Origin of the sequence: Nodosilinea sp. LEGE 07298 (genome assembly GCF_015207265.1) — a bacterium.
Classification (GTDB): Bacteria; Cyanobacteriota; Cyanobacteriia; order Phormidesmidales; family Phormidesmidaceae; genus Nodosilinea.
Map to the genome: position 1 here is coordinate 1 of NZ_JADEXE010000004.1, position 24,146 is coordinate 24,146.

22 protein-coding genes are annotated in these 24,146 nt (G+C 55.7%); 14 read left to right on the plus strand and 8 right to left on the minus strand.

Features of this window, described 5'->3' with window-relative positions; translation table 11 throughout:
* Positions 1-57 precede the first annotated feature (57 nt).
* Complete coding sequence (locus IQ273_RS00910; protein WP_194021171.1) at positions 58-2,961, minus strand: tetratricopeptide repeat protein; 2,904 nt, start codon at positions 2,959-2,961, stop codon at positions 58-60.
* 103 nt (positions 2,962-3,064) lie between these two features.
* A complete protein-coding gene (locus IQ273_RS00915; RefSeq protein ID WP_228052198.1) occupies positions 3,065-3,535 on the minus strand; it encodes a pentapeptide repeat-containing protein in 471 nt (156 codons plus the stop codon).
* Positions 3,536-4,275: 740 nt separating this feature from the next.
* On the opposite strand from IQ273_RS00915, the gene IQ273_RS00920 reads away from it, so the two are divergent.
* The 7 genes from IQ273_RS00920 to IQ273_RS00945 all read left to right on the plus strand — a co-directional run bounded on the left by IQ273_RS00920 (position 4,276) and on the right by IQ273_RS00945 (position 12,868).
* Positions 4,276-5,223, plus strand: a complete 948-nt coding sequence (locus tag IQ273_RS00920; protein WP_194021174.1) for an ABC transporter substrate-binding protein — start codon at positions 4,276-4,278, stop codon at positions 5,221-5,223.
* Positions 5,220-6,200, plus strand: coding sequence for a sucrase ferredoxin (locus tag IQ273_RS00925; protein ID WP_194021176.1), 981 nt, complete (start codon positions 5,220-5,222; stop codon positions 6,198-6,200). The genes IQ273_RS00920 and IQ273_RS00925 overlap by 4 nt, the downstream gene beginning before the upstream one ends.
* A gap of 374 nt (positions 6,201-6,574) precedes the next feature.
* Complete coding sequence (locus IQ273_RS00930) at positions 6,575-9,136, plus strand: TonB-dependent receptor domain-containing protein (RefSeq protein WP_194021178.1); 2,562 nt, start codon at positions 6,575-6,577, stop codon at positions 9,134-9,136.
* A gap of 128 nt (positions 9,137-9,264) precedes the next feature.
* On the plus strand, positions 9,265-9,471 hold the full coding sequence (locus IQ273_RS33455; protein WP_228052199.1) for a hypothetical protein: 207 nt from the start codon (positions 9,265-9,267) through the stop codon (positions 9,469-9,471).
* A 720-nt stretch (positions 9,472-10,191) separates the two neighbouring features.
* The gene (gene apcD, locus IQ273_RS00935) at positions 10,192-10,665 is read left to right on the plus strand and encodes an allophycocyanin subunit alpha-B (RefSeq protein ID WP_194021180.1); all 474 of its coding nucleotides are present in this window, start codon (positions 10,192-10,194) and stop codon (positions 10,663-10,665) included.
* Between the two features lie 63 nt (positions 10,666-10,728).
* Positions 10,729-11,214 (plus strand): allophycocyanin subunit beta, encoded by a 486-nt coding sequence (locus IQ273_RS00940; RefSeq protein ID WP_194021188.1) that lies wholly within the window; start codon positions 10,729-10,731, stop codon positions 11,212-11,214.
* 160 nt (positions 11,215-11,374) lie between these two features.
* Positions 11,375-12,868: a chlorophyll a/b binding light-harvesting protein gene (locus tag IQ273_RS00945; RefSeq protein WP_194021191.1), complete on the plus strand. Its 1,494-nt coding sequence runs from the start codon at positions 11,375-11,377 to the stop codon at positions 12,866-12,868.
* 141 nt (positions 12,869-13,009) lie between these two features.
* On the opposite strand, the gene IQ273_RS00950 is transcribed toward IQ273_RS00945, so the two are convergent.
* The 4 genes from IQ273_RS00950 to IQ273_RS00965 all read right to left on the minus strand — a co-directional run bounded on the left by IQ273_RS00950 (position 13,010) and on the right by IQ273_RS00965 (position 15,948).
* A complete protein-coding gene (locus IQ273_RS00950; protein ID WP_194021193.1) occupies positions 13,010-14,554 on the minus strand; it encodes an NAD(P)/FAD-dependent oxidoreductase in 1,545 nt (514 codons plus the stop codon).
* Between the two features lie 375 nt (positions 14,555-14,929).
* Positions 14,930-15,142, minus strand: coding sequence for a hypothetical protein (locus tag IQ273_RS00955; protein ID WP_194021195.1), 213 nt, complete (start codon positions 15,140-15,142; stop codon positions 14,930-14,932).
* 9 nt (positions 15,143-15,151) lie between these two features.
* Complete coding sequence (locus IQ273_RS00960; RefSeq protein WP_194021196.1) at positions 15,152-15,610, minus strand: YbhB/YbcL family Raf kinase inhibitor-like protein; 459 nt, start codon at positions 15,608-15,610, stop codon at positions 15,152-15,154.
* Between the two features lie 38 nt (positions 15,611-15,648).
* Entirely contained in the window at positions 15,649-15,948 is a 300-nt protein-coding gene (locus IQ273_RS00965; RefSeq protein ID WP_194021197.1) for a hypothetical protein, read from the minus strand.
* 546 nt (positions 15,949-16,494) lie between these two features.
* Between IQ273_RS00965 and IQ273_RS00970 the strand changes: the two genes are divergently transcribed.
* From IQ273_RS00970 to IQ273_RS00995, 6 genes are all read left to right on the plus strand, one after another.
* Entirely contained in the window at positions 16,495-17,061 is a 567-nt protein-coding gene (locus IQ273_RS00970) for a hypothetical protein (RefSeq protein ID WP_194021198.1), read from the plus strand.
* 80 nt (positions 17,062-17,141) lie between these two features.
* On the plus strand, positions 17,142-17,624 hold the full coding sequence (locus IQ273_RS00975; protein WP_194021199.1) for a DUF2243 domain-containing protein: 483 nt from the start codon (positions 17,142-17,144) through the stop codon (positions 17,622-17,624).
* Positions 17,617-18,516 (plus strand): sterol desaturase family protein, encoded by a 900-nt coding sequence (locus tag IQ273_RS00980; protein WP_194021200.1) that lies wholly within the window; start codon positions 17,617-17,619, stop codon positions 18,514-18,516. The genes IQ273_RS00975 and IQ273_RS00980 overlap by 8 nt, the downstream gene beginning before the upstream one ends.
* 53 nt (positions 18,517-18,569) lie before the next feature.
* On the plus strand, positions 18,570-18,791 hold the full coding sequence (locus tag IQ273_RS00985; RefSeq protein WP_194021201.1) for a hypothetical protein: 222 nt from the start codon (positions 18,570-18,572) through the stop codon (positions 18,789-18,791).
* 447 nt (positions 18,792-19,238) lie between these two features.
* Complete coding sequence (locus IQ273_RS00990; RefSeq protein WP_194021202.1) at positions 19,239-20,885, plus strand: alpha-amylase family glycosyl hydrolase; 1,647 nt, start codon at positions 19,239-19,241, stop codon at positions 20,883-20,885.
* 244 nt (positions 20,886-21,129) lie between these two features.
* Positions 21,130-22,419 carry an FAD-dependent hydroxylase gene (locus IQ273_RS00995; RefSeq protein ID WP_194021203.1) on the plus strand — a complete coding sequence of 430 codons (1,290 nt, stop codon included), beginning with the start codon at positions 21,130-21,132 and terminating at the stop codon, positions 22,417-22,419.
* 27 nt (positions 22,420-22,446) lie between these two features.
* On the opposite strand, the gene IQ273_RS01000 is transcribed toward IQ273_RS00995, so the two are convergent.
* Together IQ273_RS01000 and IQ273_RS01005 are read right to left on the minus strand one after the other, a co-directional pair.
* Entirely contained in the window at positions 22,447-22,893 is a 447-nt protein-coding gene (locus IQ273_RS01000; protein WP_194021205.1) for a hypothetical protein, read from the minus strand.
* A 307-nt stretch (positions 22,894-23,200) separates the two neighbouring features.
* Positions 23,201-23,488 (minus strand): hypothetical protein, encoded by a 288-nt coding sequence (locus IQ273_RS01005; RefSeq protein WP_194021207.1) that lies wholly within the window; start codon positions 23,486-23,488, stop codon positions 23,201-23,203.
* Between the two features lie 320 nt (positions 23,489-23,808).
* Between IQ273_RS01005 and IQ273_RS01010 the strand changes: the two genes are divergently transcribed.
* The gene (locus IQ273_RS01010) at positions 23,809-24,051 is read left to right on the plus strand and encodes a helix-turn-helix transcriptional regulator (protein ID WP_194021209.1); all 243 of its coding nucleotides are present in this window, start codon (positions 23,809-23,811) and stop codon (positions 24,049-24,051) included.
* Positions 24,052-24,146: the final 95 nt, after the last annotated feature.

Genomic DNA, 24,146 nt, shown 5'->3' on the forward strand with positions numbered 1-24,146 from the left:
CCCCCTCTCCCCACAGACTCTCACCCACCGCCGCTAAAGACTGACCTGTAGATAGCCCTATTTCTCCACCAGCTCGCGGAACCAGTTATCGCTCCAGAGTTCGTCGAAGGCGGGTTCGGTACGGGCCTCTTCGCGGTAGTCGGGGTCGAGGCGCACAGCTTGCTGCAGTGCGTCCATGGCATTGTCAAACTGGCGCTGGAGGGCGTAGCAGAGGGCTTTGTTGTAGTGGGCCTTGGGATAGTCGGGGTCGATGGCAATGGCGCGATCGAAGCTCTTGATCGCGTCGTCGTCGCGGCCTAGCTTGATTAGAGCCAGCCCTCGGTTGTCCCAGGCTTTGGGGGCGTCGGGGTTGAACCGGGTGGCCTTGTCAAAGCTGACCAGGGCGTCGTCGTAGCGCTCTAGCTCGATTAGCGAGAGGCCTCGGTTGAGCCAGGCGATCGCATCGTTGGCCTGGTATTCGACCGCTTTGTCGAAGGAATTAAACGCCTCCTCGTGCTGCTGCAAAATGCCGTAGGACACGCCGCGATTTACCCAGGCTTCGTGGTACTCGGGGTGAATTTCGAGGGCGCGGTCAAAGGCGGTAATGGCGTCTTCGCGGCGCTTCAGGCGGCTCAGCACCATGCCTCGGTTGAGCCAGACTTTAGCATCGTCGGGGGTGACCTCGGTGAGCTGGTCGAATACGGTCAGGGCGTCTTCGTGACGGCGCAGCTCGCGTAGAATCAGGCCTTTTTGCATCAGCGCCCCGGTGTGTTTGGGCTCTAGCTCCAGAGCGTGGTCGAGGGAGTCGATCGCCCCTTCCAGCTGCTCTAGGGCCTGCTGGGCCTGGGCGCGGTTGAGCCACACCTGGGTGTTGACGGGCTGAATGTCGAGGGCTTTGTCGTACTCGGCCACTGCCAGGGCGTAGTCGTTGTCGGCCAGGTAGCGATCGCCCCGACCAATGTACTCATCGGCGGTGAGAAATAGCTGGGGCCGGTTGGTCTCCAGCCGACCAATCTTATCGGTAATGGTCTCAAACTGCTGTCGTGCCTCGCTCATAAACGAGTCGGCCAGGTACTGGGGAGCTACCTCGCCCAGGCGCTGCATAATCTCGTCTTTTTGGTGCTGGGCCTCGGCGGCGATCGCCTCTAGCCGCACCCGGTAGCCCTGCTGCAAATCCTCCAGCCGACCCAGGGATACCTCGCGCCCGGCCTGGATATCGGCCTCAAGACGGGCAAAGCGCTCGGCCATCTCGGCCATCAGACTGTCGAGCTGAGTGCGGGCGGCGGCTTCGCGCTCGGCGGTGGTGGTACCCAAGTTAGCCAAGTCTTCGCTGAGGCGGGCATCGAAGCTGTCAATTTTGTCGAGGACGCGATCGCGCTTGGTAAAGATTGCCCCCCGCACCTGGTTTAGCTGCTCGGTAAAAGCACCCTCCATCGCCCGCAGCCCATCGATGATCTGGATTTGCTGCTCCCCTGCCGCATCCTGTAGCACCCGCACCTGCTGGCGAAAGGCGCTGGCGGTAGCGTCGATATCGGCCAGCAGCGTCGATCGCTGAATTTCGGCCTCGGTTGCCATCTGGCCCAGCTGGCTCTGCAACGCCTGGGCAGAGCGCTGAAAGTCATCGAGGGTGTTCTGCTGGCGAGCATCTACCTCGGTGCGGGTGGCGACAAAGCGCTCCAGAGCTTCGTCTGCGGCTTGGCGCAGATCGCCCAACAGCATATCCTGCCGATTTTCGATATCGATCTTGAGGCCGCCAAACTGGGCCAAAAACTCGTCGGCCTGGCGGCGCAGATCGGCCAAAATGCGGCTGCGCTGGCCATCTACCTCGGTGCGCAGGTTGGCGAAGCGCTGGGTAAATTCGTCGATCGATCGCTGAATGGTTTGCAGAGCCAGATCGCGCTCGCCCAGGGCGCTGACTTGCAGATCGCCTAGCTGACGGCTGATATCGTCGGACTGGGTTTGCAGACGGCTGAGGCTGCTCTGGCGCAGGGCGTCGAGGGCTTCGGCAATGGCGGTAGTCTGGCGATCGACCTGGTCGCTGGCCTGGGTAGTCAGCTGCTGGCGCAGGTCGGCCAGTGCGACCATGACGCGATCGCGCTCCTCCTGCATGGCCTGGGTCATGGTGCCCATCTGGTCGGCGAAGCTGGTTTCGGCATTGCCAATTTTTTGCAGCACCGCGTCCTGCTGCACTTCCACATCGCTGCGCAGGCGGTTGACATCGCGCAAAAAGCCGGTCTGGTTTTCTTCTAAGGTGCGAAACACCACGTCGCGCTGGAGCTGGGTGTCTTTGCGCAGGGTGGTAATTTCGTCGTCGGCAGTGGCCCGTAGCCCGGTCAGGTGGCCGACAAAGTTGGCCTCGGTGCTCTCTAGCTTGACCTGCAAATCGCTCAGGGTCGACTGCCAGTCGTTGATGGTACGGGCCTTAAATTCAGCCAGGTCATCCACCAGTCGGTTGAGCACCTGCTTTTTGGTCACGGCCTCTTCCTGAAAGCGATCGGTGCGGCTGTTGAGTTCGGTCGCCCGTTCTTTCGCCTGGGTCAAAATATAGTCGAGGTCGCGGGTAGCAGTCTGAATTTTGGTCTCTAAATCGGTGATGTCGTTGATTTGGTTGCGCACCACCACCGAGACTTCTTGAATCACCGATCGCCGCATCAGCCACAGCATAACGACCCCTAGACCCAGCAGCAGCAGCAGGGTGCCCAGCATGACAAAAAATAGCGTGGTGGCGCGACGAAAGGCCAAATCGGCCTCGGTGCTGAGTCGCTCAATTTCGGCAGTGGTGGCCACCTGGGCCAGCAGCACGGGCTCTCGGACTGGGTCAGGCGTTGTGGCGATCGGCTGGGCCGTAATAGTTTGGCTTGTTTGCGCCGCAGCTTGTTCCGCCAGCACGGGCCGTGTCACCACCCCACCGCTGATCCACATCAGCGCCAGCAACAACAGGGGACGGGGAACATCGGCCAGGGAACGCATGGGCTGCCTCATCAGGACTTTCCTAATGGAATATGCCTAGGATACCTGATACTTCAGGGGGTTAGGACAGCGGCTGTCAACATTCACCCTTGGGATTAGCCCCTCTATTGGCCTACTAGCGACCATAGTTGTGACCGCTGGGCAAGATGGTGGTGCGATCGCAGCAGCTCTGGTCTAGATCACCCCCCGTAGCGCGAAATAGATTGCAACGGCTGAGGCTGGCCTGGCTGAGGTCAGCTCCCTCTAGCTTCGCCCCGCAGAGATTGGCCCGCTCTAGATTAGCTCCCTGTAGGGTAGCCCCCCGCAAGTCGGCCCCGCTCAGGTTGGCCTCGACCAGGCTGGCTCCGGCTAAACTGGCCCCCTGCAAGTTGGCGCGAACTAAATCAGCACCGTTCAGTATGGCCTCAGCCAGGTCGGCTCCGTAGAGGTTGACATTGCCCAGGTGGGCTTTGATCAGGCTGGCCCCGGCCAGTTTGGCCATACTGAGGTTGCCGTAGGGAATGTAGCACTCATCTAGGCAGCTGTTCTGCAAATCAATCTGGCGCAGATCTACCTCAAATAATTCAATACCGGTCAGATTGTGCATTGAGAAACATCGCTGACCGTTGTGATATGCCGTCAGCAAGGCATCTTTTGTAATTCGATCCATCGCAGTTGTTGAAGCCAGGTCGTAAACCTGAGTATTTATGCTCAACCAAAGGTCACCTGCCAATGTAATCGTTTACGTTTCGTAACGACGAAGCGTTAATGATGTCTTCAGTTTTCGGCGGTTCCGGAAGGCAGACCTGGGGGTTAGGAATGAGGTGAGCAGGTTTAGCAGCAAGAACCGTTGAAGTGTAGATAGTGGGAGGTTCTCTTCGTTTTGCTCACAGCTGAGAGCAAGTTTGCCATAGCGGCCGTAGACACAACCAATATCTTGGGCGTTGTCCTTGAGGTGGCGACTGAGAATTTGCCTTAGCTTTACCCGAGCCACAACAAAGCGGTGGCGATCGCGCTCAAAGCGAAATCGTCCAGCCCAATCCTGCTCTGCCCCACCGAGCAGTGGATAGAGCTGATGGATTGTTGCTGCTTCCTCCTCTGAGCGCTCAGAGGAGGAAGCTGGTGCCAGCCATCACCTGTGATGACAAGTATTTTCATTTGATCGATCGCATTCTCAAGCTAGAGAATGGCCAAATCGTCGAGCATTCAATGGCTAAGATCTTTTCTTGACAAGGTATAACAAGTTGTTTAAGGTGCAGAAGGCAACCTGCTTGTTGATATGTTTTCTCATCTAAACCATCCTGATTTACGGGGTTGGATCTGGGGGCAAAACCGATGCTGAGGGAAATGCGGTACCTGAAAGGGGCGCTGCTGGCGATCGCCGCCCTGGTGCTGGTGCTGGTCGTCGCCTGCGGCGGGCCATCCCAGCAGGCTCCGTCGGCAAGTTTTGGAGGAGGACGCACCGTTGAAACCGCACTGGGCGAGGTGGTTGTGCCTCAGTCGCCCCAGCGAGTGGTGGTGCTGGCCCAGAGTGCCCTCGACAACACGCTGGCCCTGGGGGTTAAGCCCATCGCCTCGACCTATGCCGGGTTCCCCCAGCGCTCCGACTACGGCAATTTCCCCGACTATCTCGCGAATAAAACCGAGGGCATTGCCAATATTGGCCACGCCTCTCAGTCCAATTTTGAGGCGATTCTGGCCCTCAATCCCGACCTGATTTTGAGCAATGTAGACGACCACGGCCAGTTCTACGATCGCCTCTCGCAGATTGCCCCCACCGTGCTGGTGGAAACCCGCGCCGATGCCCTCACCACCTACGCCGAGGCTCTGGGCAAAACCGAGCAAGCCGAGGCGCTAACCCAAGATTTTGAGGCCAGAATGCAGCAGTTTCGCCAGCAGATGGGCGCTGCCTTGCAAACCACTGAAGTTTCGGTGCTGCGCTTTCGCCCCAACCAGGTGCGCCTCTATATGAAAGATTCCTTCTGCGGCTACATTCTGGAGCAGGTGGGGCTGCCCCGCCCGCCAACCCAGGCCAAAGACAAATTTTTTGAAACCGTCAGTTTAGAGGCCGTTCCGGCGATGGACGGAGACGTGATTTTTTACTTTGAAGACAACCCTCAAGATTCTATGGCCCAGCAGGTGATGACCCACCCGCTCTGGCAACAGCTGCTGGCGGTGCAGCAGGAGCGGGTGTATCCGGTGTCGTTTGACACGTGGTTTTTAGGCAACGGCATTTTGGCCGCCAACGCCGTTCTAGACGATCTGTTTACCTATTTAATTGATGCCCCCGCATGACCTCACCTCAGTCGATTACCGCCTGCCCCGATGTCGATCTCTGCGCCGTATTTTCTAAACGCAGTGGCGAAAACCCGATTGGGTCGGCCCCGGAGTGCGATCGCTACTTGATTGTCGAAGTGCCTATGCCTTGGGGCCGCAATGTGCTACAGAGCAAAAACTTCCCTGCTGCGCTGCTGCCGGTGCTAGAGCAGGCGGCGGCCCGTAGTGCCAAGGGGCGTTGTCTGGCGATCGCCCCCGACCCTCGCTACAGCAAACTAGGCTATCGCCGCATTCTCTACTTTCAGCGCCCGGCTGCCCAGTTCGCCATCTATGACAAACAAGAATTTTGGGTGCCTGAAGACTTGGTCGTGCCGCTGGTGCAGGCCCTGCCCACCCCTGCCGCTCTGGCAGCGTTTGAGCCCTATCGTCAGCTCGCCCCAACGCGAGACTTCTTAGTTTGTGCCCACGCTGAGCTAGATATCTGCTGCGGTCGGTTCAGTCGGCCCGTGTACGACGCCCTCAAGACTTACCCCCAGCCCGTAAGGGTTTGGCGCACCAGCCACATCGGCAATCACCGCCTCGCCCCCACCCTAATTGACTTTCCCGAAGGCCGCTACTGGGGCCATTTAGAACCCGACACGCCTCACCATCTGGTGCAGCGAGATGTACCCATGACCAACCTCAGGGCTTACTACCGAGGCTGGGCCGGGCTACCGCCCCTGGCGCAGATAGTAGAAGGCGAAATCTTTGCCCAACTGGGCTGGAGCTGGTGCGACTATCGCCAGTCGGGGCAGGTGTTGAGCCTCGATGATGCCACGGGTGATGCTCAGGTGCAGATTGATTTCACCAGCCCAGAGGGTGAATCTGGAAGCTACCGCGCCACAGTGGCCGTCGGCGGCACGGTGATGACCCTCAATAATTCTGGCAAGGGCGATTTTAGAGAAGTGAAGCAGTACCGGGTTAGCGAACTGGAGCGGCAATCTAAAACGGCGTGATCACTCCAGATTGCCGCAGATGCGCACAGAAATTTAGTCGGGGCAGCTAAGCTCTTCTCTCCTGCCAAAGCCAGGGTAAGCACCTCCTTAAAGACTCATTTTATTGATATCGAATGTCAATGAAAAACTCATCCAGAGTATTTGGCGGCGAGAAAATCACATACCCAGAAGCCAATCAACCAGTTGTTCTCTAGAGTCTATAGGGGTTTTTTTGCGGGCTTGACCTAAAGCACAATCTCCTTGAGTACTTAAGAGCAATTCTCATCAATAGTTTTTTAATTTAACCTTATTGACTTAAGATCTCATTAGCACGGCGATTGGTATCGTTTCGCCGCGCTCGTTTCAAGCTGTTTAATGGTGTGTGAGGACTTGCTGTGAAGTTACTTTTAGGAACCTGCGCATTGGGGATATCCGGCGCGATCGCCGCCGCGATCGCCCTGCCCGCCTATGCCCAGACCACCGCAATTACCGCCGTGCAGCTGGTGCAAACCGAAGCCGGGCTATCGCTGACCTTTGAGGCGGCCACCGACGCGCCCCTGCAAACCTTTATCAACCGCGATGGCAACACCGTAGTGGTCGATGTGGTCGATGCTCAGCTGCAAACCCCTGAGGGTGGCTCGTTTGAGCAGGCCAATCCGGCGGCAGGCATTGAGTCGATTGTGGTCAGGTCTCTGGCCACCAACCGCCTCCAGGTCACCATCGTTGGCGCAACGGCGGCTCCAGAGGTCGCGATCGCTCAGCAAGCTACCAATTTAATCTTTGCCATCAGCGTTGAGGCCCCCGACTCTGCAACTGCCCCCGACAGCGAAGCACTGACGCCTGATTCCCCGGCATCCCCCGCCGCGCCTACATTAACCAGCGAAGGCGGAGTCCCCATTCGTGTAGTAGTCACCGCCACCCGCACCGAAGAAGCCCTGGAGGATCTGGGCCGCTCCGTCACCGTGATTGACCGTGAGCAAATTGAGCAGCAGTCGGCCCTCTCCCGCGATCTGGCCGATATTTTGGGCAATTTGGTGCCGGGCTTTGGCCCCCCCAACCAGCTGCGCACCACGCGGGGCCAAAACCTGCGGGGCCGCGAGGCCGCCGTTTTGATTGATGGCGTGCCCCTCTCCACCAACTTTCGGGTCAATCGCCAGGAGTTGCGCAGCATCGACCCCTCGGCGATCGAGCGGGTTGAGGTGATTCGCGGCCCCAGCGCCATCTATGGCGGCCAGAGCACTGGCGGCGTGATCAACATCATCACTCGCCCCCCTGCTGAAGGGGAGGTAGCGATCGAAACCCAGGTGGGCGGCAGCGCTTCTCTAGGCAGCCTGGAAGGGGATGGCTTCGGCAGTATTTTCTCCGTCGGAGCCTCCGGTAGCTTCGATCGCAGCGATTTTCGCCTCAGTCTCTCCCGCGACCAGACTGGCAGCTTCTTCGACGCCCAGGGCAACCGCATCGTCTCGGAGGCCAGCCTCAGCGAGACCACCAGCTACAACCTGCTGGGCAAAGTTGGCTACGACCTCAGCGACCAGCAGCGGCTCGATTTCACCATTAACTATTTCGATGCCGAACGCGACACCGAGTACGTCGCCGACCCCTCGACGCTGTTGATTCCTGGTCGACAGGTGGCCCAGTCCTTAAAACTTCCCGGCCTGCAGCGCGACAACAACCCCGGCGATCGCAACCTGCTGGTCAACCTCGGCTACACCCACGAAAATCTGCTCGGCAGCCAGGTGCAGGGCCAGCTCTATTATCAGGATGCGATCGCTCGCGGCGAGTTTGCCGACGGTCGCCTGGGCGGCGAGTTCTTTCCCTTCCTGTTTCAGTCGCGGCTTGATGCCGAGCGCTGGGGCGGTCGCCTGCAAATTGAAACGCCCCTAAACACCGCTAAAACCCTCAACCTGCTCTGGGGCGCAGACTACGAAAGCCAACAAAACCAGCAGATCACGGCCCAGTTTGACCCGGTGGCCTTTGACCGCGATCGCCGTCTCACCACCGTCCAAGAATTTGACTTTACCCCGCCCTACCGGCTCAACAGCCTGGGCCTCTTCACCCAACTCGACTGGGAAGCCAGCGAATCGCTGCTGCTGCGCGGCGGCCTGCGCTACGAAAACATCAACCTCGACGTCGACGACTACTTTTCCGTCACCCGACGACGACCCATTCAGGGCGGTAGCCGCAGCTTCGACGATATCGTTTTTAACGCCAGCGCTGTCTACAGCCCCATCGAAGACATTGTGCTCTTTGCCAGCGTGGCCCAGAGCTTCAGCGTGCCCGAGTTTAGCCGCATTTTAAGAACCCCCCCGGCTGGGTTTGTCAGCGTTGCCGACGACCTCGATGTCACTCAGCCGATCAAAGTTACCGAGTATGAGGTCGGGGTTCGCAGCAGTTGGCCAACGGTGCAGGCCAGCCTCAGCGGGTTCTACAACACTTCAGACCTGGGCGCTAGCCTGGTGCCCAGCGCCACTGGCCTGCTCAGCATTCAGCGCGCCCCCCAGCGCATCTACGGCGTCGAAGCCACCCTTGACTGGCAACCCGGCGATCGCTGGGGCCTCGGCAGCACCATCAGCTGGGCCGAAGGCGAAAACGACGTCAATCAAGACGGCGACTTTCTACCCCTCAACAGCGGTGAGATTGCCCCGCTTAAATTCACCGCCTACCTCGAAAACGAAACCCTGCCCGGCTGGAATAATCGTCTGCAAACCCTGATTGTCGGCAGCCGCAACCGAGCCGCAGCTGCGGGTGTAGAACCCTTAGCGATCGAGAGCTATGCCACTGTTGACTTTATTAGCAGCGTCGATGTTGGCTCGGGCACACTGCAAATTGGCGTCGAAAACCTGTTTGACAGCCAATACTTCCCAGCCGCGGCCCAGTTTCTCTCAGGCTTCGACGATCGCAACTACATCGGCGGTCGAGGCCGCACGGTGCGCATCCTGTATTCAACGACGTGGTAGTTCAACCGGAGAAAATCCCTCTGAATAGGCCAGGCTCCATCCATTAGTTAGGATAGCTCCCAGCAACGGGAGCCAGGATTGCAGGTGCCTCAGTGGGCTGGATCTACTAATTTACAGAGTTCGTCCGGTTGATTGGTCAGCTTGCCGGTAGCGTCTGTTTTGGCTTCGCTGAGCATAGGCTTCAGCTTGTTGAGGGCAGTGTTTTCCCTCACTTTGCCGGACAAACCAGGTTGCCAAAGTTCATCGCGCAACTGGCACTTAAGGGGGTGGTGATTGCCTTTGATGCAATTAGCACCCAAAAAGCCGTGCAACCCCGCGCCGGTTTCCGGCGCTAGGAAACACGCACTAAGACAAAACCTGTCAACTCATGATTGACACCAACCATCGTTACTTGGGTGCCCTTGAATTTAGCCCAGATACCCCCGAGACCATTTTTAGAATGAAATAGCCCTGTACCTACTTGCTGTGCTCGTGGATCAAAACATAGCTTAGCAGGGTAGTTTTGCCTGCCCAGGTCGCCCATTAGCTGGGTTAAGGAACAGAACGTTGTCCACGTCACCCTGACCACAGCGCGATTACAGTCTCTGCGTAATCACTATGCACTATAAAATTTTGGGTAATCATTGAAAACCACAAAATTTTTTCCCTGCAGATAAACATACTTGAACTTATGTGTATGCTTTTTGAAGAAAATAGTTAGATAGTGACCGATAGATTTTATTGTTTAGGGGTAGTCAACCCACCGTTTTATTTGTTAATGGCAAATAAAAAATGACCTAATCAGCCCAGCTAGTCAGGTTCTTGTAGACATTGAAATCGTGTCTAATCCGAGGCTTAAGACTAGGTATCGACTGACCTTTTTCAGGCTGGAAGCTTATCTGCTTTAGGCTAACTGGGGTTCAGATAGAGCCTGCATGAGCGCTATTTTTTTTGGCCGCTAATGGTCAATTTAAGTAGCCTTGAATTGGAGTTGATCAGCTTGGAGCTGGTGAGGTGTTGACACGTCGCTGTTGGCAAAACTGATCCGGTTAATCCACTTAGGAGGATATTTAACGATGAGTATTGTGGCTAAAGTTATTGCACAGTCAGATGAAGCCAATCGTTTTCTCAGTAGTGCTGAGCTAACGAAATTACAAGACTTTTTTGGCAACGGTACCACCCGCATCAGCGCAGCACAGAAATTGGCTGCCAATGAGCAAAAAATTGTTGACGAGGGCAGCAAACGGTTTTGGGCAAAATGCCCCAATACACCAAGTAACAGCGGTAATCCACAGAAAACTGCCCTCTGCCAGCGAGATCAGGGCTGGTATATTCGATTGGTAAGCTATTGTGTGCTAGCAGGTAACGCTAAACCCTTAGAAGATATTGGCTTGGACGGCATGCGCGATATGTACGTCTCTTTAGGCGTTCCTCTCACCAATCTTAAGTTGGCAATGCGCTGCCTCAAAGAAGTTGCCATGGGCACGTTAAGTTCAGAAGAAGGTGCACTGGCTGCTCCCTACTTTGATCAGCTGATTCGAGCTTTTTAGAGCTCCAGTTTTTGTAAATATAGCCGACGAACTGTTGATTTTACGCTTTAAGCGAGAGATACCATGCAAGACACTATTACCGCCGTTATCAACCCTGCCGACGAAAAAGGCAGCTACTTAGAAGGTGCTGAGCTAGAGGCCCTGCAAAAATACTTCCAAAGTGGTACGCTGCGGGTAAAAGCGGCTACCCAAATTGGCGAAACTGCCGCCAGTATCATCAGCGAAACCGTGGCTAAGAGTCTGCTTTACGGAGATATCACTTGCCCTGGGGGCAATATGTATCCCACTCGCCGCTATGCCGCTTGCCTACGCGATTTGACCTACTTTCTGCGCTACGCTACCTATGCCATGCTGGCAGCGGATGCTTCTATTTTGGATGAGCGAGTGCTAAATGGTTTGAGAGAAACCTATGGCTCTTTAGGCGTGCCCATCGAGCCAACTATTCAGGCCATTCAGGCGATGAAGGACGTGGTAACCCAGCGCGTTGGTGCTGATGCTGGGCAAGAAATGGATGTCTATTTAGACCACATTATTTCGGGTCTGAGCTAGGAAAAAGGGTTTGGATGTCAGCTTTACGGTACAGGGGCATAGGTTCATGGCCTGGTCTAGCACCTTGCACCCTGTACCTGCCTGACATCCCAAATCCTTTCCCCGTTCCTTCCTGCTCTTTCCCTTTGTTGATCACTCCTATAACAGTCAAATCATTGCCATGTACGCTGTTAACAAAACCCAGGAACAATACCCCTGGTGGGCGGGTAACGCCCGATTTATTGACCTGTCGAACACGTTCATTGTGGCCCATGTGGCCCAAGCCGCTCTGATCATGCTTTGGGCTGGGGCTTTTACCCTATTTGAGTTGGCGGTTTATTCTCCTGATCTCCCTATGTACAGTCAGGGATTAATTTTGCTGCCTCACCTGGTGACCCAGGGTTGGGGGCTGAACTCTGGTGGAGTTATTCAAGACACATTTCCTCTATTTGCCATTGGGGTGATTCACATTGTGGCGGCTGGGGTACTAGCGGGTGGAGCCTATTTTCACCGGACCCGGCTGGCTCCCAGCTTGGCCAAAGAGAGCGGGCGGGCCGCCAAATTTCACTTTGAGTGGGATGACCCTAAACAACTGGGGCTCATTCTGGGGCACCACCTGGTATTTTTGGGCCTGGGTGCTCTACTGCTGGTGATTAAGGCCATGGCCTATGGCGGCCTCTACGATGCCAACATAGGTGAAGTGCGCTTGGTCACAGACCCCACCCTAGACGTTGGCACCCTGTTTAGCTATCGCACCCACTTATTTGATGTCAATAACCTAGAAGATTTGGTAGGTGGTCATATCTATGTGGCGGTGTTGCTGGTGCTAGGGGGAGCTTGGCACATTTTGGTGCCACCCTTTAACTGGGTACGGCAGCGATTTTTGTTTTCGGGCGACGGCATTCTAGCCTATTCGCTGTTTGGCATTGCCATTGCTGGGTTTGCGGCTTCATACTACTGCGGCTTTAACACCCTGGCTTATCCCACCGAGTTTTACGGGCCTCCCCTGGCGCTGAAGTCGGCGTTCTTGCCCTCTTTTTATGACCCCAGCGGTGCTATGGCATCGGGATATTCCTCCCGCACCTGGCTGGCCAATGCCCATTTTTACCTGGCCTTTTTCTTTGTACAAGGGGGGCTGTGGCACTATCAACGGGCTATGGGCTTTGACCTCAGCAAAGCCTTTGCTAACTGGCAACAAAATATCACCGCAGTCAGCGATAATCCTGTTTTGACATACCAAAACCTGGTGCACCCAGACCCTAAACCGCTGTTGCAGGTGCGATACGAAGCCCCTCAAATAGAGCCACTTCCTTTACTGGCTATGGAGCAGGCATTTACTGATTTTATCTATCGCCCGTCTCAGGGCCTTGAGCAGCCTAGTTTGGCTACGGCAAGCGGCGTGCGGACAACGCTGTATCAGACCACTTACCAGCCTCACAAACGAACGTTTTATCATCCTCCTGAAGCGGACAAAGGCAAGGCTATGTTTGGTTATGGGGGCCGCACCCCAGCGAGTTTGTACGAACAGCCGAAGCGGTCTCAGGCCGATCGCAAGTATCCTACCCCGATAGGTGCGGTGGTATACGAGCCTAGCCAAAATCATGCCAATAGCGCTCAAACCCCTCACGCTGAAGCCGTTGTTTCTAGCAATGGCGCTAGTGCTGGGACTGGCTAGACTAGCCAAACTGCCAACTAGTCGATGGCGAAAGCGGCTGATAAGACCCGCTTTCGCTTTCGATTAGCTGGATTGCATTAATTCATGACGGGTAGGGGGGAGGCGCGATGGTCAAAGACCGATCCCTGAGAGCGATCGCATCTACCCCAGCACCTCTCGCAGCATCTGGCGCTGCTGACTCACCGAGGCCAGCGTGTTGGCCGTAATCAGCCCGCAGGCGGCGACGGCGGGCAGGCCAATACCGGGAAAGGTCGAACCGCCCACGCAGAGTAATCCCTCCAGCGGCGTCTTTGGCCCAGGAAACAGACCATCTTGAGCTGAGATGGCCGGGCCATAGCTACCCCGGTGGCATCGCAAAAAGCGCTCGTGGGTGAGGGGCGTGCCCACCAGCTCAACCTCAACCCGCTGACGCACATCGGGAATGATGCGCTCTAGGGCACGCCAAAGCGGTTCTGCCCGCGTCTGCTTCAGCGCTGCGTACTCGGGGCTGCGCCGATCTAGCCCCTGCCACAGCTCGTAGGGTTCGGTCGCGGGGGTGTAGACGTGGATGGTGTGCTTGCCGGGTGGGGCCAGCGATGGGTCGAGCACCGAGGGAATCGACATCACAATCAGGTTTCGCGGGGCATCAATCCCCCGCGCCCAATCTTCGACGGTAATGTAGTGGCAGGCCAGGTCGGGGGGCAAATTTGCGCCGTCGATGCCCAGGTGCAGGTGCAAAAAGCTGGGGCACTCGGGGGTAGCCTGGCGTTCTTCTACAAAGGGCTTGGGCAATGCGCCGTCGGGTACCAGCTTCAGCGTGTCCCAAATTGAGGCGTTGGAAATAACCGTATCAGCGGGGAGAATTTCGCCCGATCGCAGCGCCACCCCAGTAGCCCGCCCACCTTCTACCAAAATTTGCTCTACGTGCGCCCCCAGCCGCAGGGTGCCGCCAAATTTCTCCAGGCCGCGCACTAGGGCATCGACCATCGCCGCGCTGCCGCCGATGGGATAGTCGAGCGTCACGCCGGGACGGTACCATTCGGCAAACATGAAAGCCATTTCGGCGGTGCTGGTGCCCTCGGCAGGCAGGCCCGACAGCAAAAAGCAGAGCAGATTCATCCAGTTACGAATGAAGGGGTCGCGGGTAGTGCGATCGAGCACGGTGCTGAAGGGTTTGCTCGATTGAGTCAGGGCCGGAGCATTGCGCAGCAAATCCCAGCCGTAGGAGGCGACGGTTTGCAGGGCACCCAAATCTAGCCGCAGGGCAGCGGGGGGAAGGGCGGTGGCGGCTTTGCCCAGCGGCTCCATGGCCTTTTGTAGCCGCCGCCAATCTTGTACGGCGGCATCGCCCCGCAGGGATTGCAGCACCTCGGCAAACTGGTGATTGCCGACGGTGGTGTCAAAGTTGCCCTCGGGAATGCGCACGCCCCAGGTGTCGTAGTTGGCCCAGGTAATGCTGTCGGCTTCGCCAATCGCATCGAGCACGTGGCGCAGCGGATTGGTCGAGCCCCGGTAGGACATACCCGAATAGAGAGATGGCCCTGAGTCGAAGGTATAGCCCTGGCGCTCAAAGCCGTGGGCTGCCCCGCCAGCAATCGTGTGGCTTTCGCAGACGGTGACGCTGTGACCGTAGCGAGCCAGCAGCGCCCCGCAGCACAGGCCACCAATGCCGCTGCCAATGACCAGAATGTTGGAGGAAGATGCCATGCTCGATCGCTGAGAACAACAGCGACTGACTGCGATCGCTGCCTCTTAATCTTGACGCTCTTGCCCTATTTTTGCAAAGCGAGTAAAAAAGGCCCCAGCTATTTCAACGGTTTCACTTTCTTCAACTGTTCCCTAGGCATTGTGTTTTAGGGGCTTGCTGACATAGGTATAGCCATAGTCACGTTGGTTAGGACATCCAGAAACCCTATGAACGTTCAAATGTTTGAACGTTCATAGGAGACCTGTCTTAACCAAACTGGCCACAGCTATATGAATCAACAAGTCAACGTCCCTCGTAGGGGCAAACGACCGTTTGCCCCTACCCAAATTTATGCCTCAATTCAGCAACGCCGTATTTAGAAGGTTGCCTAGGGTTTAGTTGGACGGTTTTACCCAGGCTTTGAACTGCATGTAGGCCTCCTCTGGGGTGAGGGGTTCGCTGTGTTCGTCGGGGATGTAGAACTGGCGGCTGTCGGCAAAGTGGCGCACCACAAAACTGTGGACTAAGCCCTGCTGGAGGGCCTGGTTACCGAGGTCTTCGGCGGTATCGGCCAAGCTTTGCTCGTCGTGGAAAGTAGGTTTACTCATGGTTCTTTTCTAAAATTCGGCTCTGCCATAAAGGCCCATTAGCTCTGCCGCCGCCAGGGTGCGATCGCGCATGGCCTGCAAGACCTCTTCCTCACTGGCTCCAGCCGCCACATCGAGCGGCTGGTCGAGGGCGTAGAGTTTGAAAAAATAGCGATGAGTGCCCTGGGGCGGGCAGGGGCCACCAAACCCAATTTGGTCAAAATCGTTTTTGCCCTGCTGCCCACCGTTGGGCAGGGTCTCTCGCTGGGGCAGCCCGGCGGGCAGTTCGCGCAGGTCGGCGGGCAGGTTGTAGAGCACCCAGTGGGTGAACTGGTTGGGAGCGTCGCGATCGCGCACAATCAGGGCAAAGCTGCGGGCTTCGGCTGGTGGGTCAGCCCAATTTAGCGGCGGCGACAGGTTTTCACCATCGCAGGTGTAACGGTAAGGAATCGAGGTACCGGTCAAAAATTCAGAACTGTAGAGATGCATAGGCCTGCTGCGTAAATAACAATGAAATGAGTCCTGCCCTAGCTGTCTCCAGGACTGGCAGCATGAACAGGCTTCGGTGTTTTTGGGCTAGGGGGCTGAACCGTGATCAGCTCAGGGCCGGGGTGACGAGAATGATCCATCTGGTCGAGGGCGATGGGTTTAATCTGCTGAACTGACTGGTGCAGCGCCTGGATGATGCGGATATCGTTTAGCCCTTCTACCCCTGAGGGTTTTAAGTCTTCACCCTGCAAAATGCAGTTCGAGAAATAGGTAAACTCAGCCGCCAGCTGACTATGCGGCTCAAACGTTTGCTCCTGGGTTTCACCATCGATAGCCAAGCCGATCTATGGGCAATAGACAATCAATTCTTGGGATCATTTTTGAAGACTAATGCCATCACTCTAAGGGTCTGAGCAGTATGCCTCCTCTGGCAGGCGAAGCAAATTATCGATAACGACCCCTCAACCTTTAGTTAGAAATAGCGTAAACATCCCTGCAATTATGCTGGCTGAGCGAATTCGTAAGCCTTTCGGCAGGCTCCGCCAAAGACTCCGCTCAGGGGACGGTTACAAAAAACAGCTGGCGTGGCGGCGATCGCATCAAGGCCTTCGTATTTGGCTTTCAGACGTAAGCTGTGAAACTATTTGAAAGCCGGACTAATGTAGTACTTCTTAATCTAGCTGAACATGCGATCGCAGTAGATTGGCCCTTTACTATACGCCTCGCTGGTCCAAAGCTGGCTATAGCTAGACCCTAAAACTTCAAGCTTTGAGCTAATAAAAAAGGTTATGCCCCTGGGCCGATGAGGATTGTTGTGAAAACCAAAAGGATGAAGGAGAGCGCTATGTTAGCGCCTCACAACATCGGATATCGAGGAGACACCTATGACAGAGCAATCCACGCACAGAGGCATCGGGTTTTTCCCTGAGGAAGCGCAGGCCGAAAAAGCGGTTCGAGTGTTAGAGTCCTCTGGCTTCCCGATGGATCAGGTGTCGATTGTAGCCAAGCAGCTAGAGAAAGATGAAGTAGCCGGCGGCGCTAAAACAGGGCATCAGGTTCAGGGACAGGATATTAATGCCTCTAAGCGACGGCCCGAACAGGCCAACACCGGAGCCCTTTGGGGCGGTTTGCTAGGGGGGTTGAGCGCTTTTGCCATTCCTGGCGGCCTGGGGGCTTTGTTGGCGGTAGGTTCTGCGGGTGCAGCGTTTGCTGGCGTGATGGCCGGGCAGGGGGCAGGGGCCTTAGCCACCCAAAATCTAAAAGAAGGGTTGAAATCTCTAGGTATTCCCGATGAAAAAGTGGGGGGCTTCAGCGATCGCCTGATCAACCAAGACTTCATGGTGGTTATCGATGGCACCCAGCCCGAACTAGACCAGGCCAAGTCGGCTTTAGCCGATCACGATATTCAAGCCTGGAATATCTATCCTCTGCCTCAATCGTCTCAGGCTTGATTGGCAGATTTTTTGCTGAAAGCCCTACGGGAAGATTTTTCTGAGTTGGTTTCCGCCGCTCCTGCTGAGTAACCTGACCTATGGAAAGCCCCAAACCCTTCCCTTTACCCACGAAAGCATTCAAACTGGCAGGGTTTTTGCTCGGCTTTGGCCTGGGTGGATTCATAGATGCCATTGTTCTGCATATGCTGCTGCAGTGGCACCACATGATTTCAGGTCGGGTGTCGATGGATACCTTTACGGGATTGCAGCGAAATGTAGTCGGCGATGGGGTCTTTAGCGCTGGCATGTGGCTGATTACAGTGACCGGTTTAGGGGTGCTGTGGCGCGGCATGCAGCGAACCCCAGTGGTGCCTCTCACCACATCCGCGTTTATCGGCTGGATTTTGATCGGCTGGGGCGGGTTTCACCTCTTCGACAGCATCGTTTTTCACGGCCTGCTGGGGCTGCACCACATTCGGCAAGTACCCAACTTTTTGGTGTACGACATTGCCTTTTTTCTGATTGGCTTTGGGCTGATCGGCGTTGGATATTTGATGACACGTAAACAAGTTGATGCCTAATCATCTTCCGATCGCAGCTGTTTTGGTTTTACCCGGTCTAGTCGGGGCTGTATTTCTCGCGTTGTTTTTAGCCGAGCGGGTGCGGCCCCTGCGGCAGCCCACCCGACCGCTGTGGCAGCGGCTAAAGGTAAATGCTGGGGTAACAGCGATCGCGATCATTTTCAACTTTGCCGTAGTGCAAACCGCCGCCTACTTCACCATTCAGGCATCAGCAGCGCAGTCCTTTGGGCTGGTGCGATGGCTGCCGGTGCCGCCTCCAGTGGCGGGGGCGATCGCCTTTTTGCTGCTCGATCTAACCTTTTACTACTGGCACCGGGCCAACCACGGCATTCCCTTGCTGTGGCGCTTTCACAACGCCCACCACATCGACCCCGACCTCGATGTCTCAACCGGGTTTCGCTTCCACTTTGGCGAAATGGTGTTTTCGGCGGGGCTGCGGGCGGCCCAGGTGGGGCTAATTGGGGCATCGCTAGGAGCCTACCTGCTGTACGAGCTGGTTTACCAGGCAAATACTCTGTTTCACCACAGCAACTTGCGCCTGCCCTTGGCCCTGGAGCGGCGGATCAACTGGCTGTTGGTCACACCCCGCATGCACGGCATTCACCACTCCCAGGTGCGTGAAGAAACCAACTCCAACTACGGCATCATTTTTCCCTGGTGGGATCGACTTCACCAAACCCTGCGGCTCAACGTGCCCCAGTCAGAAATTACCATCGGCGTGCCAGCCTACACCGACCCCGCTGACAACCAATTGATTCAGGTTCTGAAGCTGCCCTTTCAACCCCAGCGCGACTACTGGCTACAGCAGCAGCAGTTTCCCACCGCCCGCGACCCCGCTGTTTTGAGCCCAGACCGCACTCAGATGGCGAGCCTAAAGCAAGCCGTTGGATAAGTTTTTCCCGTTTCGAATGTCTACAACATAATCCCATTAAGGAGCTACTTCCCATGATTCGTAAGTTTAATCTCATCGATCGTTTGACCTCCCCTAAAAGCGTAGGAGCTATTCTCCTCGCCCTCGGTGCTCTGGTACTGCCTGCCTGCGGGATAGGCCAAGAAGGAGGCTTAGGTGAAGACCAAGAACTCTATGAAGAAGAAGGCGAAGGCTTAGGCGACGAAGGCCTGGGCGAAGAAGAAGGTTTAGGAGAAGAGGAGTTAGGTGACGACTAATTCCTAGTTGATTCCTCAGACTGATCCTCTCAGTAGGCAAGCGTAATTGAATATAAGTCGATGTAGGTTGGGTTGAGGCACGAAACCCAACGCCCGCACGGGTTCCGCTATCGCTAACCCATCCTACATTTGAATTGGCCAACGCACTTACCTGCGCAACACCAACCTAGAAGGACTCGACCCCGACGGCATTCGCCACGGCCTGCAAACGCTGCTGCGATCGCCATACCAGAGATAACCACGGCTTTTCGAAGCCTAACGGGGCAGTCTAGCCCAGCCCACTCATAGCCGGTAGGCCTACCGGCTAATCAAGCCTGGCGCAGCTAGTTACCGCTAGCTGCGCACCCCCTCATAAAACTCTGTTTCTGCCTAAAGGTAGGTAGGAAAAGAACTTTTTAACATTATATTAAGTAAAAATTGAGTAAAGATATAGAAGGATACGGATCTATGACCAGCTCAATCGAGTTCAAGCTATTTGCGCCTTATAACGAAGGCGCTATTTTATTTGGCTCTTTTTCTGACTGGCAAGATATTGCAATGAAAAAGGGGGAAGACGGCTACTTTCGTACCTCTGTAGATCTAGAAGATGGACGCTACGAATACAAGTTTAAGGTACAGTCAAAAAGCTTTTTCCTAGAACCCGATGAGTGGATTGAAGTCATTGATCCTAAAGCCAACCATATAGAAGATACTCATCAAAATACGATTATCTATATTAAAGATGGTGAACCCATCGTCGATGACTACGTGTGGAGTCACGACGACAAGAGTTTGCCCCAAAACGAAGAACTCGTTATTTATGAAATTTTAGTTGGCGACTTTTCGGGTGGCGAAGATGACCCCCATCCTCGGGGAAAACTGCAGCACATTACCGAAAAGCTAGACTACCTCTGCGAGCTAGGCATCAACGCTATTGAGCTAATGCCTGTTCAAGAATCTCCAGGTGATCAAGGATGGGGCTATAACACCCATCACTATTTTTGCGTTGAGACCAGCTATGGCACATCCAAAGATATGAAGCATCTTGTGGACGAGTGCCATGCCAGAGGTATTCGCGTCATTTTAGATGTTATTTTAAATCACTCTGGTTCTGAGGCTCCGCTAACCAAAATTGATTACACCTACTGGTATCGTCGCGACCCCAAAGATGCCGAATATAACTGGGGGCCAGAGTTTGACTACGACCACTACGACGAGCATCTCGATCTTTGCCCAGCCCAAGACTTTGTCAAAGACGTGGTTCGCTTTTGGATTTCGGAGTACCACATTGACGGCTATCGATTCGATGCCGTCAGTCAAATGGGCCACTTTGACTTTCTCAAGGAAATAGCCAGTCAAAATGCTCAAGATGCTCAGCCCAAACCCTTTTACAACATTGGCGAGCTTATTCCAGAGTCTCCCGATGCGACCAATCTCGATGGCCCTCTCGATGGCTGCTGGCGCGATGGCTTTTTGCACAATCTTGTGCCCATGCTGTGGGGAGAAGAAACCGATATAGAGACTGTTAAGGACTTGGTTGACGCTAAGCGATCGGGCTATTTAGGCGCGGTCAATGCCATTACCTATCTCAGCAACCATGACCACGACCATTTAATGGTGCAGTTAGGCAATCATGAAATACTTGATGACGCTGCCTTCAAGCGAGCCAAACTGGGCGCGGCCCTGGTCATGACATCGATGGGCGTGCCTTTAATCTGGATGGGCGAAGAATTTGGTGCCTATAAACCAAAGTCTCTAGAACCGAATAAAACTGACTGGACTTTGCTGAAAAACGATCGCAACCACGACCTGTTTGAGTACTACAAAGGTCTTATCGCTCTGCGGAAGGAGAACCACGCCCTGCGCACCGAAAACGTCGAGTTTTTCTTTGAAGACCCAGACTCTAAGGTGCTGGCCTTCATTCGCTGGAACGATGAAGGTTCTAGGGTTGTCGTCATAGTTAACTTTTCAGATAATTACCTGGCAGACTACAAAATTGACGGGTTTCCCCACAATGGCACCTGGCACGAATGGACCAACAACTACGACGTAGAGATCAATGATGGGGTCTTGGTAACCGATCTGCCTGAATACGAAGCCAAGGTGCTGGTTTAGCGCTAGTACTCTGCGGCGCGAGTTTAGATACTATTCTCGGGGGCTAGGGAGCAGGGGGGCTAGGGAGCCAAGCAGGGATTGCGCCACGATACCTGCGATCGCGTCATTTACCTTGCTTTTACCGAGGAAATCGGGTCAGAATAAAGAGAATCCTTCCCTTCCTTGACTGGCGAGGCTCCGTTATCGGCACCGCTCAAAGGATAGTTGGATCTATAAGGTATAGCAACGGCCAGATTCTGCCCCTATGACTGCCACAACGCCGCAATTTCGCTCGCTCTCCCCAGCGGATCACCCCCAGCTCAATCATGGTGAGGCAGAGTTAACGGTGGATGTGGCCATTGTCGGCGGCGGTATTGTCGGGCTAACCCTGGCGGCTGCCCTGGCCCCCTGTGGCATGAGCATTGTTGTGATTGAGGCTCAAACGGCGACAGCGGCAGCCTCGCGGCAGCGAGCCTATGCGTTCTCGCTAACGTCAGCAGATATTTTCAAAGGATTGGGGCTGTGGCCGCAAATTGGGCCGCATATCTGCCATTTCGACAAGGTGCAGCTCTCCGATGGCGACTACGGCAAGGTCGTGCAATTTTTGCCAGAAGATTTGGGCACTGAGGCGGTCTACTACGGGGCCGAACACAAGGTGCTGATGGCGGCGCTACAGGGGGCGATCGCAGCTACCCCCAACATCCACTACCTCTGCTCTGCCAGCCTGGGCGAGATGCACGATCGCGGCGAATCGGTGATGGCTGAGGTGAGTACACCCGAGGGGATGGTTAGGGTGCGATCGCCGCTCATGGTGGCTGCCGATGGCAAAGGCTCACTCCTGCGGCAGCGGGCCGGCATTGGCAGCGTTGGCTGGCGCTACCAACAGTCCTGTGTGACTACCGTGCTAGAGCCGGAGCATTCGCACCAAAATACCGCCTACGAGCGGTTTTGGCCCAGCGGCCCCTTTGCCATTCTGCCGCTGCCCGGCCAGCGCTGCCAGGTCGTTTGGACCGCTCCCCACGCCGAAGCCGAAGCTATTCTAACCCTGCCCGAAGCAGACTTTATGGCTGAGCTAGAGCAGCGCTACGGTAGCCAAATGGGACGGCTGAGGCGACTAACGCCCCCGGCGATGTTTCCCGTACAGCTGATGCAGTGCGATCGCTACGTACAGCCCCGCCTAGCCCTGGTCGGAGACGCCGCCCACAGCTGCCATCCAGTCGGCGGACAGGGCCTCAACATGGGCATTCGCGATGCGGCGGCGCTGGCCGAAGTGTTAACTCATGCCTACCAACAGGGGCAAAACCTGGGAGATGTAGCCGTGCTGCGCCGCTACGAACGCTGGCGGCGATTAGAAAACTGGGTCATTCTCAGCTTTACCGATGTGCTGACCCGCACCTTCTCAAATCAGATTTTGCCGGTGGTGGTGCTGCGACGGGCCGGGCTGTGGACGCTGGGCTCGGTGCCGATTCTCAAGCGGTTGGCTCTGCGGCTGATGACGGGACGGTTGGGTCGCGTGCCCAAACTGGCACGCCTGGCCCAGCAAAGTAGGCATTAAGAGCCGATCCGAAAACCTCGGAGCCAATCAATCTGTATAGATGCGCTCGATGGAAAAGTCGTTGATCGTGTCTTCAAAGCGATTAAGGGTAACGCGCATTTCGTCGTAGGCGCGGGCCGTAGAAACGCCGCCTGGCGTGGGGCACTGCACCTGCAACAGGGTTTGAAACGACCCGTACGCGGCGTGGGTGTACAGCGCTTTTTCGCACACAGGGCTAATAAACCCTTCGATCGCCAGCTGATTTAGCGCGGCCACCCCCATCGGGCTTTGCAGCACAACGCGCCAAGTCTGCTCCTCATCCTCTGCGCTGGCGGGCTGCCAGACCTCGGGCAGGGCAGAGCTGGCTTCGGCCTGGGCCAGACCGTTTTCGGCTGGGCCAGCATCGACGGCGGGCACCCACGCCCCACCCAAAACGACCAGACCGAGGCCAGCGGCCAGCCCTGTCCAACGTGGCCATAACGACGACTTGTTCATAATCGGTTCCTGTTTGTTTAACTGTTGCCCCATTTTAGAAAGCGGGCCTGTGTCTACAAGCGTGGGTTACGAGATTTGCAACAGAGAGCGCCAACCACCTCACCCCGTAGGGTCTACTGCTTATAAATATCTCGTTGCTGCGTGGGAGTCCCTGCAAGATCCCCCTAAATCTCCCTTAGAGGATGTTTGAACAGTCTTACTTCTTGTAGCGAAAGTGGAGATCCCCCTAAATCCCCCTTAAAAAGGGGGACTTTGATTCCGGTTCCCCCATTTTCAAAGGGGCTAGGGGGGATCATGCGCGATCGCCCTACCGGGCCAGTCTTCGACCATCGCGCTGGCTGTAGCGCAGCACATCACCCACATCGGGGCGAATGATCAGGCCGCTGGCGGGAATGTCGATCGCATGGCTCCAGCTAATGCGCTCTAGGTAGCCGAGCAGGTGCAGGCGATCGATGGCGTGCTGGGTGTCGTCGGGGGAGCCGACCAGGTAGTGCCGCAGGCGGCGATCGCGCACTACGGCGATCGGGTTTCTGAGCAGCAGAGCCGGGGCCGCCTCGGTTGCCGGGGGCGACACAAAAGATTGAGTTTGCAACATTTCAAAACGTCCTCAACAGCAAATTTTCAAATGAACGCTACCCACCAACCAGAGATGACAGCATCCCGTAGGGTGGGCATTGCCCACCACCCACCTCCAGCTTGTTGGCAGCCTATGGACGGCAAAAACTGGCCCCTGCGATCGCAGATGGCAAAAGAACATGATCGGTAACGGTAGAATGGGGCACGACAGCAGGAACCCCGCAAACCTCCGGCAATGGGGAATTTAGGCTTCTCTGCTAATCGCTAACTAGACACATTGTCTAGACAGTTAGTCTATTTGTCAACCTGTCTAGACAGCTTGTCTTGTTTCTCTCACGGATGACAAGGCAAATTACGGCTGATATGGAAGAATCGCCACTGAAGAAATTGCGGGAAGAGATGAGCATGTCTCAGGAAGACTTTGCCCGTAGAATCGGTACCTCAGCCCGCACCATTAGCCGATGGGAGACTGGGGAGAGTGTGCCATCGTTTACCATCGCTCAGATGAAGGCGCTAGATGCTTTGCTGGCTGAGCAGGGGAAGTCGATTAAAGAATTGCCTGATAGCTTTGCAGCAGGGTAGGTTGGCTGTTTGAGGCGGGGTTGGATGGTGGGCGGTGCCCACCCTACGGGATGTTTTTAGGGCGTTTCGAGAAAAGTACTCGGTGTTTCGAGAAA